Genomic DNA, 15,906 nt, shown 5'->3' with positions numbered 1-15,906 from the left:
CGTTACCTGTATAGCCATAAGGCGGTGCTTTCTACGTTCGCGCCGCTCTGAATATATCGTTTAAGTGCGGCAGTATTCCCGAGCTGGGTCGCCACACGCACGTGCGTTAACTGCCGCGCTCGCGCCCACTGGCACGCCGCCTGCATCAGTTTCTCGCCCATACCGCGTCCACCGAGCAGGCCAATACGCGCCTCGTGCTCATTAAGCTGGCGAAGGGAGACAAAACCGCTGATGGCATCCTCCTGCGCGCGGAAAATCAGACACTGGTGATCGAAAAGGCCCTTTACCGCATTTTCAATCCACTGCGCGTAGAAACGACCGCTCGCCTCAGGCGCATACCAGGGCGCGCGAAAGCGGCTCTGGACAAACATCTCTGCCGCCATCTGGCGTAGCGCCGGAATATCGCTTTCACCTGCCACAGTGGCGACCGGATCGACACCCTGCGCGGCAACCGGCAATCGCAAATCGATCTCACCTTCGACCAGTTGAAAACCCAGCTGTTGCAGGGCATCAAGCTGATGGGTTTGCGCGGCGGGCAATTTCACCTGCAGGCGTTCCCACTTTGCAAAATCTGCGCCAGTAAGCGCGGGTGCGGAAGGATTCAGACGAATAATCGCGCTGCGCAGACCAAAAAAAGCGCTTTCCCATGCCAGCTCATCTATCGTGCCATGCACCGCCATGCTAAATCCTTAGCGCCAGACGCCTTTGGTATCGACGATCCACGGCTGCGAAATGGTGGCGGCATCGACCGCTTTAAACTGCTTATGGTCGACCAGCATCACCAGCACATCGGCCTGCGCCAGCGCATCCTGGGTGTTGACCAGCGTGCTGTGCCCGGCCATTTTCTCCGGCAGCGTGTGGATATTCGGTTCGACGACCAGCGTCTGGCCGCTGTGCCACTGGGCGATGTCATGCGCGATCTCCATCGCCGGGCTTTCACGCAGATCGTCAATGTTCGGTTTAAACGCCAGCCCGAAGCAGGCAATTTTAACCTCGCTGGCGCGCTTGCCGCTCGCAGTGAGGCAATCGGCGACGGTGGCTTTCACCTGGTTCAGCACCCAGTGCGGTTTGTGATCGTTCACTTCACGCGCGGTACGGATAAGCCTTGCCTGATCGGGGTTCTGCGCCACGATAAACCATGGGTCGACCGCGATACAGTGGCCGCCGACGCCTGGACCGGGCTGCAGAATATTGACGCGCGGATGGCGATTCGCCAGGCGGATCAGCTCCCAGACGTTGATCCCCTGATCGGCGCAAATCAGCGACAGTTCGTTGGCAAAAGCGATGTTAACGTCGCGGAAGCTGTTTTCTGTCAGCTTGCACATCTCGGCGGTGCGGGCGTTAGTGACCACACACTCGCCTTCAAGGAAGATTTTATAAAGCTCGCTGGCGCGGGCAGAACACTTAGGTGTCATACCCCCAATCACGCGGTCATTTTTAATCAGTTCTACCATTACCTGGCCCGGCAGCACGCGCTCCGGGCAGTAGGCGATATTCACGTCCGCCTGCTCGCCAGCCTGCTGAGGGAAGGTGAGATCCGGGCGCGCCTCGGCGAGCCACTCTGCCATCTGCTCCGTCGCACCAACCGGTGAGGTGGATTCGAGGATCACCAGCGCGCCTTTATGCAGCACGGGGGCAATGGATTTTGCAGCCGCTTCAACATAGGCCATATCCGGCTCGTAATCGCCCTTAAACGGTGTTGGCACCGCAATCAGGTAGGCGTCTGCCGCAACAGGCGTGGTGCTGGCGCGCAGGTAACCGCCCTCCACCGCCGCTTTTACTACGCTATCCAGTTCCGGCTCAACGATGTGGATCTCGCCACGGTTAATGGTCTCCACGGCACGCGCGTTGATGTCCACCCCTACGACCTGCTTCTGCCGGGAGGCAAAAGCCGCTGCGGTAGGCAGGCCAATGTAGCCGAGGCCAATCACGGAAATGGTTGTAAAGCTCATAGTGTTACCTGATTGTGTTTAAGTGCGTGCAAAATTCGGCCACAAGCCTGCCCATCCCCGTAAGGGTTGTGCGCGCGGCTCATGGTCTGCCATGCTTCATTGTCATTAAGCAGGAGCGTGACCTCATCGACGATGCGCTGGCGATCGGTGCCCACCAGTTTTACGGTTCCGGCATCGACGGCCTCTGGCCGCTCGGTCGTGTCACGCATCACCAGCACCGGTTTACCCAGTGAAGGCGCCTCCTCCTGAATGCCGCCGGAGTCCGTCAGGATCAGCCAGGCGTGGTTCATCAACCACATGAAGGGTAAATAATCCTGCGGCTCAATCAAAAAAACGTTCTCAACCGGCCCGAGAATGCGGTTTACCGGCTCGCTGACATTAGGATTGAGGTGCACGGGATAGACAATCTGGACATCATCATGCCGGGCAGCGATATCCGCCAGCGCGTGACAAATCTGTTCGAAGCCCTGGCCGAAGCTCTCCCGGCGGTGGCCGGTAACCAGCACCAGCTTTTTCTTTGCATCAAGGAAAGGGTAGCGGGCTGCCAGCGCCTCATATTGCGCGGGGTTGTTCATCACGCTATCGCGTACCCAGAAGAGCGCATCAATTACCGTATTGCCGGTAACAAAAATGCGCTCATCGGCGACGTTTTCCCGGCGTAAATTCTGCCGGGAGTTCTCCGTCGGCGCGAAGTGGTACATCGCCAGATGACCTGTCAGCGTGCGGTTAGCCTCTTCCGGCCAGGGAGATGAGAGATCGCCGGTACGCAGGCCTGCCTCCACATGCCCTACGGGTATGCGTTGATAAAATGCGGCGAGGCTTGCAGCAATGGTGGTAGTGGTGTCGCCGTGAACCAGCACGACATCCGGGCGGAACGCTTCAAGAATGGGTTTTAATCCCTGCAAAATACCGCAGGTAATTTCGGTTAGCCCCTGCCCGGGACGCATAATATTTAGATCGTAATCCGGGACGATAGAGAAGAGGTTCAGCACCTGATCGAGCATCTCCCGATGCTGTGCAGTGACGCAAACTCTTGCCTCAAAGTCAGGATCCTTTGCCAGCGCATGAACCAGCGGTGCCATTTTGATGGCTTCTGGTCGCGTGCCGAATACGGTCAGTACTTTCACAACGATTCTCTTTAATTAGAGGATGGAGGCATAGCGCCTCCATCTCAGACGGCGTTTAGTTCGAACGGCGACGTGCTAACGCCACCCCAGCTCCGGTTAACGCACCGACAATTCCCCACATAATCATCAGGAAAGCACGACGCGGGCTGTCGCGTTTCACCGGCTCTTCCGGTGTACGCAGATATCGATAGGTCTGAAAACGCGGATCCAGCGTTGGGCCGACGTTGAGGGTATTCAACATCGCCCGATTTTGATCATAGTCCAGATCGTATTGCGGCCCTACCGCCTGCAGGTTTTCCAGACGTGCCTGCAGCATCGGGCGACCAAGCATAAAGAGTTCGGAATCCGGCAACTCATCCGTCGGAATATCGGTCACATTGCGCGAGATATTGTTTTGCTCAGCGATTTTAAGCGCCTGCTCAACGTTGTGGACACGTCGGTTATAGATAGCTTTGGCGACCTCTTCCTGACGTTTCACCTGCGCTTTCATCTGAATAGTACGTGCCGCCCATGCGCCTTTCAGTTCATCGTTCAGATGGCTGGCGGCGCGCTGGCTGGCGAAAGCAATATATTGACGCAGCAGATTGTTCGCGTCCGGCGCGGTTTCGGCGATCAGTTTGACGTTGTCATTCTGGTTACGCACGACATCACCTGGCGTGTACTGGATATTATTGATGAGGTCGTCGAGCATCGCGGCATCCGCTTTGCTGTTGCCAACACGACGCTGCTTGTAATAGTCGGTTTGCGACCAGAAATCGCGACGCGTATCCCATGCTGCAAGCTGCATGATGAACTCTTTATACGCTTCATCCATGACAGAAACCTGATCGGCGGGCGCAAGGTTCGCCTTTACGTCCAGGTTGCGCAAAAATTGCTGCTGGGAGTAGTAACCGCCAAGCATATTGACGGTCGGTCGGTCGGTAACAGCGGTCGCCCCCCACTCCTGGGGAGCGAAAAAGGTCCAGACTAGCGCCAGCAACGAGAAGAGCAGCGCTACGCCAGCAATCCAAAATTTTCCTGCCCACAAAGTACGAAACAAACCCCGAATATCCAGTTCATTTTCCGTAAACGCTGAAGGTGTTTCCGACGCTTGTTGAATCATCGCTTTCCCGATTTTACTTGGTTAGTGTTGATTTTTGACCTCTGCTACGGCGCATTCTGCGTTTTACCCGTTTGATAAAACGCGCCACTTTCCATGCACGCTTAATACAGTAGCCATACAGAAAGAATGCTAGCAAGAATAATGCCAACATTACCCACTCAGGGACCAAATGAAGGTATTCCGCAACGACGCCTATCGTTGCGAGCAGCGCAGCGGCAAGCGTAATAAGAACGAATGCCTGACGAGAGGTAAAACCTGCGCGCATGATCAGATGGTGAATATGCTGGCGATCGGGAGAGAAAGGACTCATACCTTTTCGCAGGCGACGGTACATAATCGCTACCATATCCATCAGCGGAATGGCGATTATCCACAGCGCCGTCACCGGGCTAATGGGGTGAGTTTTGCCCTGCGTGGTTTCCAGTAAAATCCAAATCACGGTAAAGCCGATGAGCGTACTCCCGGCGTCACCCATGAAGACTTTGTAGCGGCGCCCAAGCACGCCCAGGTTGAGCAGAATGTAGGGCAAAATCGCGGCAATCATGGCGAAGCACCACAGCGCGAGGCTTGATTGACCATCGAACCACAGAATGAAGCCAATCGCGGCAAACGACACACAGGAGAGCCCGCCAAGCAAACCGTCGATACCGTCGACCATATTAAAGGCGTTGATCGCGGCCCACACGGCAAAGAGCGTCAGCAGGTAACCGAACGGGCCGAGAACCATCTCCCATGAACCGAAGATGTAACCAAGGCTGCTAAGGTAGAGTTTACCGACCACCATCATTACGACGGCGACCAGGGCCTGAACAGAAGCACGGAATTTAACGCTGATATCGAAGCGATCGTCCAGCGCGCCAATTAAAACCAGCGCGCCGGCGCAAAGAAGATAGAGAGCGGCGTGAGGAATATAGTAGTTTGTGATCCCAAAGGTAAAGCAGATACCCGCATAGACCGAGATGCCACCAACCAGCGGTATCAATCCCTGGTGGCGCTTACGGAAGTTGGGCTTGTCAACCAGACCGATCCGTTTTGCTACTTTGCGCGCAACAAATAAGAAAAGCATAGTAAACAAAAAAATACTGAATAATTCAGTAAAAGCAGTGAGTAGATTCACAATGCATGCTCTCAGCTAATGTTTATCCTAACAGTATAACGACAGAGCTATGGCCCATAAAAGGAGAAAGCGAGCCTTACGCTGATATTATCTTTTTCTTTTAAACCAGCAGATATTTTGAAGATCAATAACCTATCCGGTCTCGCCAGCCCTGGATAATGCCTGGTCCAGTGCCTATAGCGTATAGCCCACCAATGAAAAACGCCACGTAAAAACGTGGCGCTTCGGGGGTTTATTTAAATTAAGAGCGCTTCATCATGTCGAAGAACTCATCATTCGTCTTCGTCATAGCCAGCTTGTTGATGAGGAACTCCATCGCATCGATCTCACCCATCGGGTGAATGATTTTGCGCAGGATCCACATTTTCTGCAGCTCTTCCTGTGTGGTGAGCAGCTCTTCTTTACGGGTACCGGAGCGGTTGTAATCAATCGCCGGGAAGACGCGTTTTTCTGCGATTTTACGTGAGAGGTGCAGCTCCATGTTACCGGTGCCTTTAAACTCTTCGTAAATCACTTCATCCATCTTCGAACCGGTATCGATCAGCGCCGTCGCGATAATGGTCAGGCTACCGCCCTCTTCCACGTTACGCGCAGCACCGAAGAAACGCTTCGGACGGTGCAGGGCGTTCGCATCCACACCACCGGTCAACACTTTACCGGAAGCCGGAACAACGGTGTTATAAGCACGCGCCAGACGGGTGATGGAGTCGAGAAGGATAATGACATCTTTCTTATGCTCAACCAGACGTTTCGCTTTTTCGATAACCATTTCAGCAACCTGCACATGGCGGGAGGCCGGTTCGTCGAAGGTTGACGCAACCACTTCACCTTTCACCAGGCGCTGCATTTCCGTCACTTCTTCCGGACGTTCATCAATCAGCAGCACCATCAGCACGCAGTCCGGATGGTTGTAAGCGATGCTCTGCGCGATATTCTGCAGCAGCATGGTTTTACCGGCTTTCGGCGGTGCCACAATCAGACCACGCTGACCACGACCAATCGGCGAAGCCAGATCGAGAACGCGGGCGGTTAAATCTTCAGTAGAGCCGTTACCACGTTCCATACGCAGACGAGAGTTCGCGTGCAGCGGCGTTAAGTTCTCAAACAGAATCTTATTGCGCGCGTTTTCCGGTTTATCGTAGTTCACCTCGTTAACTTTCAGCAGTGCAAAGTAACGTTCACCTTCTTTAGGTGGGCGAATCTTACCTGAAATGGTGTCACCGGTGCGGAGGTTGAAACGGCGGATTTGGCTGGGGGATACGTAGATGTCGTCGGGGCCGGCAAGGTAGGAGCTGTCTGCGGAACGGAGGAAACCAAATCCATCCTGCAGAATCTCCAGCACACCGTCGCCGAAGATATCTTCGCCACTCTTTGCGTGCTGCTTCAGGATGGCAAAAATGATGTCCTGTTTGCGCATACGGGCCAGGTTTTCCAGCCCCATATTTTCGCCGAGAGTGATAAGCTCAGAAACCGGCGTATTCTTTAATTCGGTAAGATTCATAATGGTGTGGGTTCTTAAACTCGGGGTGATACTCGAACTTAATGTTGTGAATGGTATGGCAGGGTCATCCATGCCTGTTAGCGGCCATCAACTCATGTCTAATCGGTGCCTGGTCACAGGAGAGTACGCAGAACTGAAACGATAAGACGGAATGAGCGACAAGCCCGGAATCTGTCTACTTCTCAACGCGGCTGAGATGCTCAGCGGGAAGTATTGGGGTAACGCAAGGTTCAAACAACTATAGATATGTTTAGAACGAAGTCAAAACTAAATTAGCACGGCTGGGGTCGGGCGTCCAGCAATCCTGGCAATTTAGGATAGCTGGCCGCACCGGTGAGAGTCTGGGATTACGCCAGGTTAGCGTCCAGGAACTCTTTCAACTGACCTTTGGACAGTGCGCCCACTTTGGTCGCCGCCACTTCGCCGTTTTTGAACAGCAGCAGGGTCGGAATGCCACGGATACCATACTTCGGCGCGGTGCCTGGGTTCTGGTCGATGTTCAGTTTCGCAATGGTCAACTTGCCTTCGTACTCATTAGCGATCTCATCCAGAATCGGGGCGATCATTTTGCACGGTCCACACCACTCTGCCCAGAAATCAACGAGCACAAGCCCGTCCGCTTTGAGTACATCCGTGTCAAAACTATCGTCAGTCAGGTGAATAATTTTATCGCTCATATATAACTCCACAGGAATAAGCCTGGCATGTTGGTGTAGCATAAAACAGCAACGTGTTGATGCCACAATAGCCAACTAAAGGTTGACTTTATTTCACCGGATACGCTTTCGTAAAGCAATAGTAAGCTGATATTCTACCACACTATGAGCAAAACACATTTAACAGAACAGAAGTTTTCCGACTTCGCCCTGCACCCAAAAGTGATAGAAGCCCTTGAAACTAAAGGCTTTCATAATTGCACGCCTATTCAGGCTCTCGCCCTTCCGCTAACGCTGGCGGGTCGTGATGTTGCAGGTCAGGCGCAAACCGGTACCGGTAAAACGATGGCGTTTTTAACGTCAACGTTTCATTATCTCCTCTCTCACCCTGCAATCGAAGACCGTAAAGTTAACCAGCCGCGCGCGATTATCATGGCGCCGACACGTGAACTCGCGGTGCAAATTCACGCTGATGCAGAGCCGCTGGCGCAGTCAACAGGACTGAAGCTGGGTCTGGCTTACGGCGGTGATGGCTACGACAAACAGCTGAAAGTGCTGGAAAGCGGCGTCGATATCCTTATCGGCACCACCGGTCGTATGATCGATTACACCAAACAGAACCATATTAACCTGGGCGCGATTCAGGTCGTGGTGCTGGACGAAGCCGATCGTATGTACGATCTGGGCTTTATTAAAGATATCCGCTGGCTGTTCCGCCGTATGCCGGCAACCGACCAGCGTCTCAATATGCTCTTCTCCGCTACGCTCTCTTACCGCGTGCGTGAACTGGCATTCGAGCAGATGAACAACGCAGAATATGTTGAAGTGGAACCGGAACAGAAAACCGGCCACCGCATTAAAGAAGAGCTTTTCTACCCGTCCAACGACGAGAAAATGCGTCTGCTGCAGACCCTGATTGAAGAAGAGTGGCCGGATCGCGCCATTGTTTTTGCCAATACCAAACACCGTTGTGAACAGATCTGGGGCAGCCTGGCCGCCGATGGTCATCGCGTTGGGCTGCTGACGGGTGACGTGGCGCAGAAGAAACGCCTGCGTATCCTCGATGAGTTCACCCGTGGCGATCTCGATATCCTGGTTGCGACAGACGTCGCGGCACGTGGTCTGCATATTCCGGCTGTAACGCACGTCTTTAACTACGATCTGCCGGATGACTGCGAAGATTACGTTCACCGTATTGGCCGTACCGGTCGCGCAGGTGCCAGCGGCAACTCGATCAGCCTTGCGTGCGAAGAGTACGCGCTGAACCTGCCAGCGATTGAGACCTATATTGGTCACTCTATTCCGGTCAGCAAATACAACCCGGATGCGCTGCTCAGCGAACTGCCGCCGCCGAAACGCCTGACGCGTTCTCGCCCGGCTAATGGCCCGCGCCGTAGTGGTGGTGGCGCGCCGCGTAATCGTCGTCGTTCAGGTTAATTACTATGCTCGGTTCCGCCTCGCTCTACGCAGCTATTGATCTCGGTTCCAACAGTTTTCATATGCTGGTTGTGCGCGAGGTGGCTGGCAGTATCCAGACTCTGTCGCGTATTAAACGCAAAGTCCGCCTGGCGGCGGGCCTGAGCCAGGACAATCGCCTCTCTCAGGAGGCGATGGAGCGTGGCTGGCAATGTCTGCGCCTCTTTTCCGAACGTCTGCAAGATATCCCGCAACAGCAGATCCGCGTGGTGGCGACCGCCACGCTGCGTCTGGCCGTCAATGCGCATGAGTTTCTCGACAAAGCGCAGGAGATCCTCGGCTGTCCGGTACAGGTGATCAGCGGCGAAGAAGAAGCGCGTCTGATTTACCAGGGCGTTGCCCACACCACCGGCGGCGCGGATCAGCGTCTGGTGGTTGATATTGGTGGCGCAAGCACGGAACTTGTGACCGGCACCGGGGCACAAACCACCTCGCTTTTCAGCCTGTCAATGGGCTGCGTTACCTGGCTCGAGCGCTATTTTACCGATCGTCATCTGGCGCAGGAGAATTTCGACACCGCAGAGCAGGCGGCGCGCGAAGTGCTGCGTCCGGTCGCGGATGAGCTTCGTCGTCACGGCTGGAAAGTGTGTGTCGGCGCGTCGGGCACCGTGCAGGCGCTGCAAGAGATTATGATGGCGCAGGGCATGGATGAGCGCATCACCCTCGCCAAACTCCAGCAGCTTAAGCAGCGCGCAATCCAGTGCGGTCGGCTTGAAGAACTGGAGATCGAAGGGCTGACCCTCGAGCGCGCGCTGGTTTTCCCCAGCGGCCTCGCCATTCTGATCGCCATTTTCACCGAAATGAACATTGAGAGCATGACCCTCGCCGGCGGCGCGCTGCGCGAAGGGCTGGTTTACGGCATGCTTCATCTGGCGGTCGATCAGGATATTCGCAGCCGTACCCTGCGCAACATCCAGCGCCGGTTTATGGTGGATATCGATCAGTCGAGACGCGTCTCAATGCTGGCAGAGCGATTCGCGCAAAGTGTTTCGACAAGCTGGGATTTAGACGCCTACAGCACTGAAATCCTGCATGTCGCCTGCGAACTGCACGAAATAGGTTTAAGCATTGAGTTTAAACAGGCACCGCTTCATGCCGCCTGGCTGGTGCGTAACCTTGATTTGCCGGGCTTTACTCCCGCGCAGAAAAAGCTGCTCGCTACGCTGCTGCTCAACCAGACCAATGCAGTCGATCTCTCCTCTCTGCATCAGCAAAATGCCGTTCCACCGCGCGTGGCGGAGCATCTCTGCCGCTTGCTGCGCCTGGCGATTATTTTCGCCAGCCGTCGTCGTGATGATTTGCTGCCGGAAATCTCGGTCACCGCGCAGGGTGAACAGCTCACGCTGGCGCTGCCGCCGGGCTGGCTGGCGAGCCATCCGCTGGGCGCAGAGCTGATCGATCAGGAGAGCCAGTGGCAAAGCTACGTTCACTGGGCGCTGGTTATTCGCTAAGCACCTCAATCTATTGCCGCGAACTCCTTTCGCGGCGATAAATCGATTACCCTACCTCACCTTTTTCGCCAGCGTCACGCTGAACAATCCCCAGCCATCTACCCGCTGAGTCACTTTGGCAAAACCGGCCCGCTTCACCATCTGGTCGATCTCACGCTGGGCGCGCCGGCGCAGTAACCAGAACGCCCCTTTTTGGTGGCTGGGCAATACGCGCGCCATCAGCGCCAGTTTTGGGTTCCACAGCTTGGTCGTATAGACCAGATATCCCCCTTTTTTCACCGCGTTGGCGAGGCCATTGAGCGAGGCCAGCACCAGGTTGTTATCGCTGAAGAGTTCATAGAACCCCGACACCACCGCCAGAGTACGGTCAGCAGGCAACGTCGCGAGATCGGCGGGTGAAAAAGCATCGCCCTGCTCGAAGCGCGCGCGCTCATTTAACCCTCGCTGCAGCAGCAGACGGTTCCCCTCCTCCACATTGGCAGTATCAAAATCGCGCAGCAGAAGATGCTCCACCGGCGGCTCTATTTTTTCGATAGCGTCGAGAATATAGCGACCCTGGCCGGCGGCGATATCCAACAGGCGTACCACCTGATCCTGCTGCGCCAGAAGCGACGCCGCCATGGCGATCAGCGCTTCAACATGTTGTTTGCGCTGTCGCGTACAGCGCCAGCCAAGCGTATTGAGGTAGTAGCGATCAACCGCTCTGCCCACAGCGCCTTTACCCGTTGGTTGATTTTGATAGACATACTCCAGCGACGCGCCGGAGTCGAAACCGGTTTCCAGCCCTATTCGAATCCCCGAAGAGAAGTGCCCCAGGGCGCACAGCGCAAAATTCGCCAGCGCCCAGTAGCCGCGCCGTAACAGACTTTTTTCCGGCATACGTAGCCTCTCATACTCCTCCCATGTTGCGCCCTGCTGCCAGGAATCAAATAGCGAAGGCACCGGGTGATGCTGAGAGAAGTGCAGCCGCAAAAAGGCACGTGTCTGGGCCAGCATAGCCTTGTCCCACAACTGGCCTGGGCAGCCGAAGCCGCTATCCGGCTTCATTAACACCGTTTTTGCGCTGCTACCCAGATTGGCATAAAAGGTCATTAACGTACCCGCAGCGGCCCTGCGGTCGGTTTGTGTCAACACAAGCTGCGTCGGCGTTGGCCAGGCGAATACGCTGCGAAAAATACGCTGGCTGGTATAGCGCAGATCGCGCAGCGTGCTCCACGCCTTTGGCTTTTTAAGCAACGCCAATAAGAGATCGCGTTTTCTCAGCAAAAAGCGCGGCGAGAGAAGCGTGACGGCGCGGATCTCAGGGGCATAATCCACCACCCAGGCGGCGATAACTACCGCGCACTCATGGTGCGCCATCAGGGCAATATCCTGCGTGCGCAGCCCGTGCTGCGTGGTTATATGCTCAATAAATTGCTGAAAATAATAGCTTTGTAGCGAGAGCACCGATGAACCGTCGGACGTCTCTGCGTTGATCGTACCGGGGGTAAAATCGATGGCGAAAAAGGTACACTCTGGCAAGCCGAGTGCGGCAATTTTCTCTTTAAGATCCGCGTTGCGATACAACAGCACGATGGCCGCCGCAGGGCCATTTTGCGCGCGCGCCGGAAAGAGCTGATAAGGTATTTGCTGATTGTCATGGCTGACAAAGTGCTGCATCTGGCTGGTCTGCGTCATCATCACTCTTCTGCATGTTATTCGCTGATGCCCAACGGGCGTCAGGCATCAGCGAGAGTAGAACGTTACCCTCAGGCACCTGCGCGGATACGCTGCGCGATCTTCTCTAACAAACGCGGTTCCCACTCGTTGTCCCAGCGTTCGACCAGCGATTTACGGCGAGCGAGGATCTCCGGCTCTCGGGCATTGAACCCTTCAACAATGTATTTCTTCGCCATCTGCTCACGATACTGGTAGGCCACGCTGTTGGTGATCTGCTCAACGGTAAGCGGCTGGTTAAGCATTCTGGCGACATGCAGGGTTGAAAGCAGGACCTGGCTGGCAAGCAGGTCGCGGCTGTGGATATGTTGATCGACTAAGGCGCGGGTCCAGACTTTCTCCTGATAAATGGTTTCGAACGCTTCGATCGAAACGCAGCAGTGCTCCATCTCTTCGGTGTAGTGATAGCCCAGTAAATAGAGCACGCCGAGATTGCCGGAAAGATTACTCACCAGTTCAAAGCGGCCGTTTTCAAACAGGTTTTCAAAGAAAGAGAGCCCGGTCATGCACACCTGGCTTTCAAATATCGCGATGCTGCGTACCGCCTCTTTAAAAAAGGCACCATCGGCTTTTTTACCGTTGGCCTTATCGCGCTCGATGCCGCCAATAATCGGCTCAGCCATCTCTTTATAAGCGCCATACAGGAAATCATAAACGCGGGGATGGAACGTCTCCCGGACCGGCGGAGCGATGCCTTTGGTAATAAAGTTATTGAGTTTCCGGTGTGCCGCTGCATGCCTCTTTTCTTGCGTCACAAACAGGGCGAAGCGCTCATCCTTCTGCGGCGACTCCGGAATAAACTCATCGTAGTAATCGCCAATGCGCTCACCGTAGAATTCGAAAAACTCCAGCACATAGGAGGTACCAAGGCCAATAAGCGAAGAGACGGGGTCGGGGTTCCACTGAAAATTAAAATTCTCATTCAACTCCATCACGCCATACACTTCCTGCGGTACCGCTCTTAATTTAAGATCCATACTCTTTTCCTCTTCATTTGAACGTCCTGATCAAATGGACAAGCCGCCGTCGATAACAAAGGTCTGTCCGGTAATATGTTTCCCGCCTCTACCGAGCAGAAAAGCAACCATGAGCGCCACATCTTCGGGCTGGCCCAGCTTCCTCAGCGGGGTCATTTTGACAAGCTGTGAAACGGCTTTTTCCGGGAGCGCCGAAAGCATGTCGGTCTTCACCGGGCCGGGCGCGATGCAGTTCACGCGAATATTAAAATTCCCCACTTCCCGGGCCAGCGTTTTGGTAAAGCCATACTGCGCGGATTTTGATGCTGAATAGTTCGCCTGACCGACGTTGCCGCGTAAGCCAGCCACAGAATTAATATTGATAATGCAGCCGTCCCTCTGCATTAACATCTCATTAAGCAGACAGTGATTGAGATAAAAGAGCGAGTTGAGGTTGGTATTAATCACATCCAGCCAGTCATCCAGGCTCATGGTAAAGCTGAGCGCATCTTTAGTAATGCCGGCGTTATTAATAATCGCGTAGGGGGTGCCATGATTTTTACGTAATGTCTCGCTGAGCGCTTTCACCGATTCAACGCTCGCCACATCACAGGGGTAGCACCAGCAAACCTCGTGATTAACGTTAAGCGAGTGCATAAGCACGGCCGCAAGCGCGCTATTATTTTTGTAGGTGAAAACAACATGATAATCTTGCCGCACCAGCTCTTTGACAATAGCCGCCCCGATGCCACGGCTGCCTGCCGTGACTAAAACCCATTTCTTGTTACCCATTTTGTTAATCCTTTAACTTTCCTGCGAGCGATCGTAAATTCTGGTTAAACAATCGATAGAGGACTGGAAAATAATCTCATTATTCTCCAGCACATGAATAGTAAAGGTGTTGTAAGCAGAATCCTTATCGATATAAATATCTTTATCTTCGACCAGATACTGGAGGTGAGAATAGTTTAATTCGCCGCCGGTAATTAATCGCTGGTGAATAAAAATCTTATTCGCCACATGATAGGTCGTAATATTTTCTAAAGGATGATGTTTAGCTATTTTCTCAGCCTGCTTTTTAAAGTAGTCATCTTTCCGTTGATTAAAACAAATTGAAAAGAGCAACGTATCAAACATGACCCATTGATGGGTGATGTGCGGATAACAGGCTCTCAATTGTGCAAGATGCGTCTGGATAGTTTGCCCGCTGACTGCCACAGGAGAGGCGCATACGGGGGGATCCGGCGGCTTTTGCGGCATCACCGCCGCGGTAATAGCGATATTCTGCGGATCACCCCCCACTTTAACCGAGACACTTTTCCTCTCCTCGTCACCCTTCACGCTTATCTCAATGTCCGTATCTATCGGCACCGGCTTTTTAATATAGAAATGGAGCATAGAGGTTTGCCCGAGGCTCTCTGCCAGCAGTAACTTCGCATCAAGCAAAGTGAGCATGCCCTGCACGATAATATCTTTCAGGCCATTTTTTATGGCAAAGGCTTTATCGAAGTGAACACGATTGCGATCGCCGGAAAATTGCGCCCATCGCTCGATATCCTGCGCCCCATAGCGTCTTATCATGCGGAGAACCTCTTCAGTACCAGGCAGCTGTTTGCCCCACCAAAGCCGTAATTCACATTCACGACGTGATCTAATTTCTGACCGAACAGATGGTCATTCGGGACATAGTTGAGATCGCACTTCGGGTCTGGCCGTTGAAGATTTATCGTCGCCGGGATCATCCGATCGGCCATACTTTTCAGGCAGAATATCGTTTCCGCCCCACCAGCCGCGGCAATAAGATGGCCCGTATAAGATTTGGTGCTGGAAACCGGAATAGCCTGCGCCCGCTCGCCAAACACCTCTTTTAATACCAGCGTTTCGTTGTAATCATTCATCGGCGTCGAGGTACCGTGGGCATTGATATAGTCAATATCCTCAACCCCAAGCCCGGCATACGCCATCGCCCGCTGGATAGTGGTCACTCTGCCAATAAGATCGGGCGCAGGCGCGGTGAGATTAACGTAAGCATCGCTATGATTCGCATAGCCCACCACTTCACCGTAGATAGTCGCATTACGCGCCAGCGCATCTTCCAGCCGCTCAAGACAGACGGTTGCAGCGCCCTCGGAGAGGATAAACCCGCTTCGGTCGAGGCTGAAAGGACAGCAGGCCTTAACAACATCCTGCTGCTCTTTCGACAAGGCACCAAGAATATCGACAGACCAGACGGTGAAAGGCTGCATCAGGCTTTCGCCGCCGCCGGCAATCATCATGCGCGCTTTTCCACTGCGGATAATTTCATAGGCATCGCCGATGGCGATATTGCCCGTGGCACAAGCAGCAACCGGGCTATTTTGATAGCCCCTGAGCTTCCAGTTGACGGTGATAAGTGAGGTGCCGATGCTCGGCATCGAGTGAAAACAGCTGTGCGCCGATGCGGTCAGCGAATGGGGATCGGAATAGGCGTAATAGTTGATAGTTGAGCAATCAAACCCCGCCCAGCCGGTACCAAAGATGACGCCACAGTCGCATGGATCGTAGTGGGAGAAAATATCCTGCTCGTTGCCGAACGCCATGGTGATGGTCTCATCTGCGGCAATCAGGCCAAACTCGGCAAAACGCGGGGCGTTTTTAAGGACTTTTCTGGAGAAGCGGGAGAGATTAAGGGGAGAAGTTACCCGACCGAAAAATTTAGCACCGACGCCTTTTCCCGGGTCGTCCCATATTTCATAACCTGATTTTTTATCGCGTATCGCTTGCCATATTTGCTCGCTATTCTCGCCTAATGAGCAAATGGCGCCATAGCCGGTAATAACAACGCGTTGTCCGTGATGTGCAACAGCATCCAT

Annotated in this window: 15 protein-coding genes; 2 read left to right on the top strand and 13 right to left on the bottom strand. The window is 54.0% G+C overall.

The window, feature by feature from the left end; all coding sequences use genetic code 11:
• Positions 1–2 precede the first annotated feature (2 nt).
• The 8 genes from rffC to trxA all read right to left on the bottom strand — a co-directional run bounded on the left by rffC (position 3) and on the right by trxA (position 7,476).
• On the bottom strand, positions 3–680 hold the full coding sequence (rffC, locus tag IAE48_RS19480) for a dTDP-4-amino-4,6-dideoxy-D-galactose acyltransferase (RefSeq protein WP_200135329.1): 678 nt from the start codon (positions 678–680) through the stop codon (positions 3–5).
• 9 nt (positions 681–689) lie between these two features.
• Positions 690–1,952 (bottom strand): UDP-N-acetyl-D-mannosamine dehydrogenase, encoded by a 1,263-nt coding sequence (wecC, locus tag IAE48_RS19475; protein ID WP_200135328.1) that lies wholly within the window; start codon positions 1,950–1,952, stop codon positions 690–692.
• Positions 1,949–3,079 (bottom strand): non-hydrolyzing UDP-N-acetylglucosamine 2-epimerase, encoded by a 1,131-nt coding sequence (gene wecB, locus IAE48_RS19470; protein ID WP_023479595.1) that lies wholly within the window; start codon positions 3,077–3,079, stop codon positions 1,949–1,951. The genes wecC and wecB overlap by 4 nt, the downstream gene beginning before the upstream one ends.
• A gap of 55 nt (positions 3,080–3,134) precedes the next feature.
• Positions 3,135–4,181 (bottom strand): ECA polysaccharide chain length modulation protein, encoded by a 1,047-nt coding sequence (gene wzzE, locus IAE48_RS19465; protein ID WP_094419055.1) that lies wholly within the window; start codon positions 4,179–4,181, stop codon positions 3,135–3,137.
• Positions 4,182–4,194: 13 nt separating this feature from the next.
• A complete protein-coding gene (gene wecA / locus IAE48_RS19460; protein WP_200135327.1) occupies positions 4,195–5,298 on the bottom strand; it encodes a UDP-N-acetylglucosamine--undecaprenyl-phosphate N-acetylglucosaminephosphotransferase in 1,104 nt (367 codons plus the stop codon).
• A 241-nt stretch (positions 5,299–5,539) separates the two neighbouring features.
• Positions 5,540–6,799 carry a transcription termination factor Rho gene (gene rho / locus IAE48_RS19455; RefSeq protein ID WP_023479599.1) on the bottom strand — a complete coding sequence of 420 codons (1,260 nt, stop codon included), beginning with the start codon at positions 6,797–6,799 and terminating at the stop codon, positions 5,540–5,542.
• Positions 6,800–6,886: 87 nt separating this feature from the next.
• The gene (locus IAE48_RS19450; protein WP_124971653.1) at positions 6,887–6,985 is read right to left on the bottom strand and encodes a rho operon leader peptide; all 99 of its coding nucleotides are present in this window, start codon (positions 6,983–6,985) and stop codon (positions 6,887–6,889) included.
• A 161-nt stretch (positions 6,986–7,146) separates the two neighbouring features.
• A complete protein-coding gene (gene trxA, locus IAE48_RS19445) occupies positions 7,147–7,476 on the bottom strand; it encodes a thioredoxin TrxA (RefSeq protein WP_023479590.1) in 330 nt (109 codons plus the stop codon).
• A 144-nt stretch (positions 7,477–7,620) separates the two neighbouring features.
• Here trxA and rhlB point away from each other — a divergent pair, with 144 nt between their 5' ends.
• Together rhlB and ppx are read left to right on the top strand one after the other, a co-directional pair.
• Positions 7,621–8,892 (top strand): ATP-dependent RNA helicase RhlB, encoded by a 1,272-nt coding sequence (rhlB, locus tag IAE48_RS19440; RefSeq protein WP_023479570.1) that lies wholly within the window; start codon positions 7,621–7,623, stop codon positions 8,890–8,892.
• A 5-nt stretch (positions 8,893–8,897) separates the two neighbouring features.
• Entirely contained in the window at positions 8,898–10,382 is a 1,485-nt protein-coding gene (gene ppx, locus IAE48_RS19435) for an exopolyphosphatase (RefSeq protein ID WP_042717936.1), read from the top strand.
• Between the two features lie 51 nt (positions 10,383–10,433).
• On the opposite strand, the gene IAE48_RS19430 is transcribed toward ppx, so the two are convergent.
• The 5 genes from IAE48_RS19430 to IAE48_RS19410 form a co-directional block, all read right to left on the bottom strand.
• Complete coding sequence (locus IAE48_RS19430) at positions 10,434–12,062, bottom strand: class I SAM-dependent methyltransferase family protein (protein ID WP_200135326.1); 1,629 nt, start codon at positions 12,060–12,062, stop codon at positions 10,434–10,436.
• 68 nt (positions 12,063–12,130) lie between these two features.
• Complete coding sequence (locus IAE48_RS19425) at positions 12,131–13,075, bottom strand: metal-dependent hydrolase (protein WP_200135325.1); 945 nt, start codon at positions 13,073–13,075, stop codon at positions 12,131–12,133.
• A 30-nt stretch (positions 13,076–13,105) separates the two neighbouring features.
• Positions 13,106–13,846, bottom strand: coding sequence for a 3-oxoacyl-ACP reductase FabG (fabG, locus tag IAE48_RS19420; protein WP_042717929.1), 741 nt, complete (start codon positions 13,844–13,846; stop codon positions 13,106–13,108).
• 12 nt (positions 13,847–13,858) lie between these two features.
• Entirely contained in the window at positions 13,859–14,635 is a 777-nt protein-coding gene (locus IAE48_RS19415; RefSeq protein ID WP_200135324.1) for a MaoC/PaaZ C-terminal domain-containing protein, read from the bottom strand.
• Positions 14,632–15,906: a beta-ketoacyl-[acyl-carrier-protein] synthase family protein gene (locus tag IAE48_RS19410; protein WP_042717926.1), complete on the bottom strand. Its 1,275-nt coding sequence runs from the start codon at positions 15,904–15,906 to the stop codon at positions 14,632–14,634. The genes IAE48_RS19415 and IAE48_RS19410 overlap by 4 nt, the downstream gene beginning before the upstream one ends.

Origin of the sequence: Kosakonia sp. S57 (genome assembly GCF_016516575.1) — a bacterium.
GTDB classification, from domain to species: domain Bacteria; phylum Pseudomonadota; class Gammaproteobacteria; order Enterobacterales; family Enterobacteriaceae; genus Kosakonia; species Kosakonia cowanii.
This window is presented reverse-complemented; position numbering and strand designations above follow the sequence as displayed.

What these genes read in the sequence shown, in the direction of transcription:
- rffC (WP_200135329.1), bottom strand. Translation starts at nt 680, where the DNA reads ATGGCGGTGCATGGCACGATAGATGAGCTGGCATGGGAAAGCGCTTTT.
- wecC (WP_200135328.1), bottom strand. Translation starts at nt 1,952, where the DNA reads ATGAGCTTTACAACCATTTCCGTGATTGGCCTCGGCTACATTGGCCTG.
- wzzE (WP_094419055.1), bottom strand. Translation starts at nt 4,181, where the DNA reads ATGATTCAACAAGCGTCGGAAACACCTTCAGCGTTTACGGAAAATGAA.
- rho (WP_023479599.1), bottom strand. Translation starts at nt 6,799, where the DNA reads ATGAATCTTACCGAATTAAAGAATACGCCGGTTTCTGAGCTTATCACT.
- trxA (WP_023479590.1), bottom strand. Translation starts at nt 7,476, where the DNA reads ATGAGCGATAAAATTATTCACCTGACTGACGATAGTTTTGACACGGAT.
- rhlB (WP_023479570.1), top strand. Translation starts at nt 7,621, where the DNA reads ATGAGCAAAACACATTTAACAGAACAGAAGTTTTCCGACTTCGCCCTG.
- ppx (WP_042717936.1), top strand. Translation starts at nt 8,898, where the DNA reads ATGCTCGGTTCCGCCTCGCTCTACGCAGCTATTGATCTCGGTTCCAAC.
- IAE48_RS19430 (WP_200135326.1), bottom strand. Translation starts at nt 12,062, where the DNA reads ATGATGACGCAGACCAGCCAGATGCAGCACTTTGTCAGCCATGACAAT.
- IAE48_RS19425 (WP_200135325.1), bottom strand. Translation starts at nt 13,075, where the DNA reads ATGGATCTTAAATTAAGAGCGGTACCGCAGGAAGTGTATGGCGTGATG.
- fabG (WP_042717929.1), bottom strand. Translation starts at nt 13,846, where the DNA reads ATGGGTAACAAGAAATGGGTTTTAGTCACGGCAGGCAGCCGTGGCATC.
- IAE48_RS19415 (WP_200135324.1), bottom strand. Translation starts at nt 14,635, where the DNA reads ATGATAAGACGCTATGGGGCGCAGGATATCGAGCGATGGGCGCAATTT.
- IAE48_RS19410 (WP_042717926.1), bottom strand. Translation starts at nt 15,906, where the DNA reads ATGGATGCTGTTGCACATCACGGACAACGCGTTGTTATTACCGGCTAT.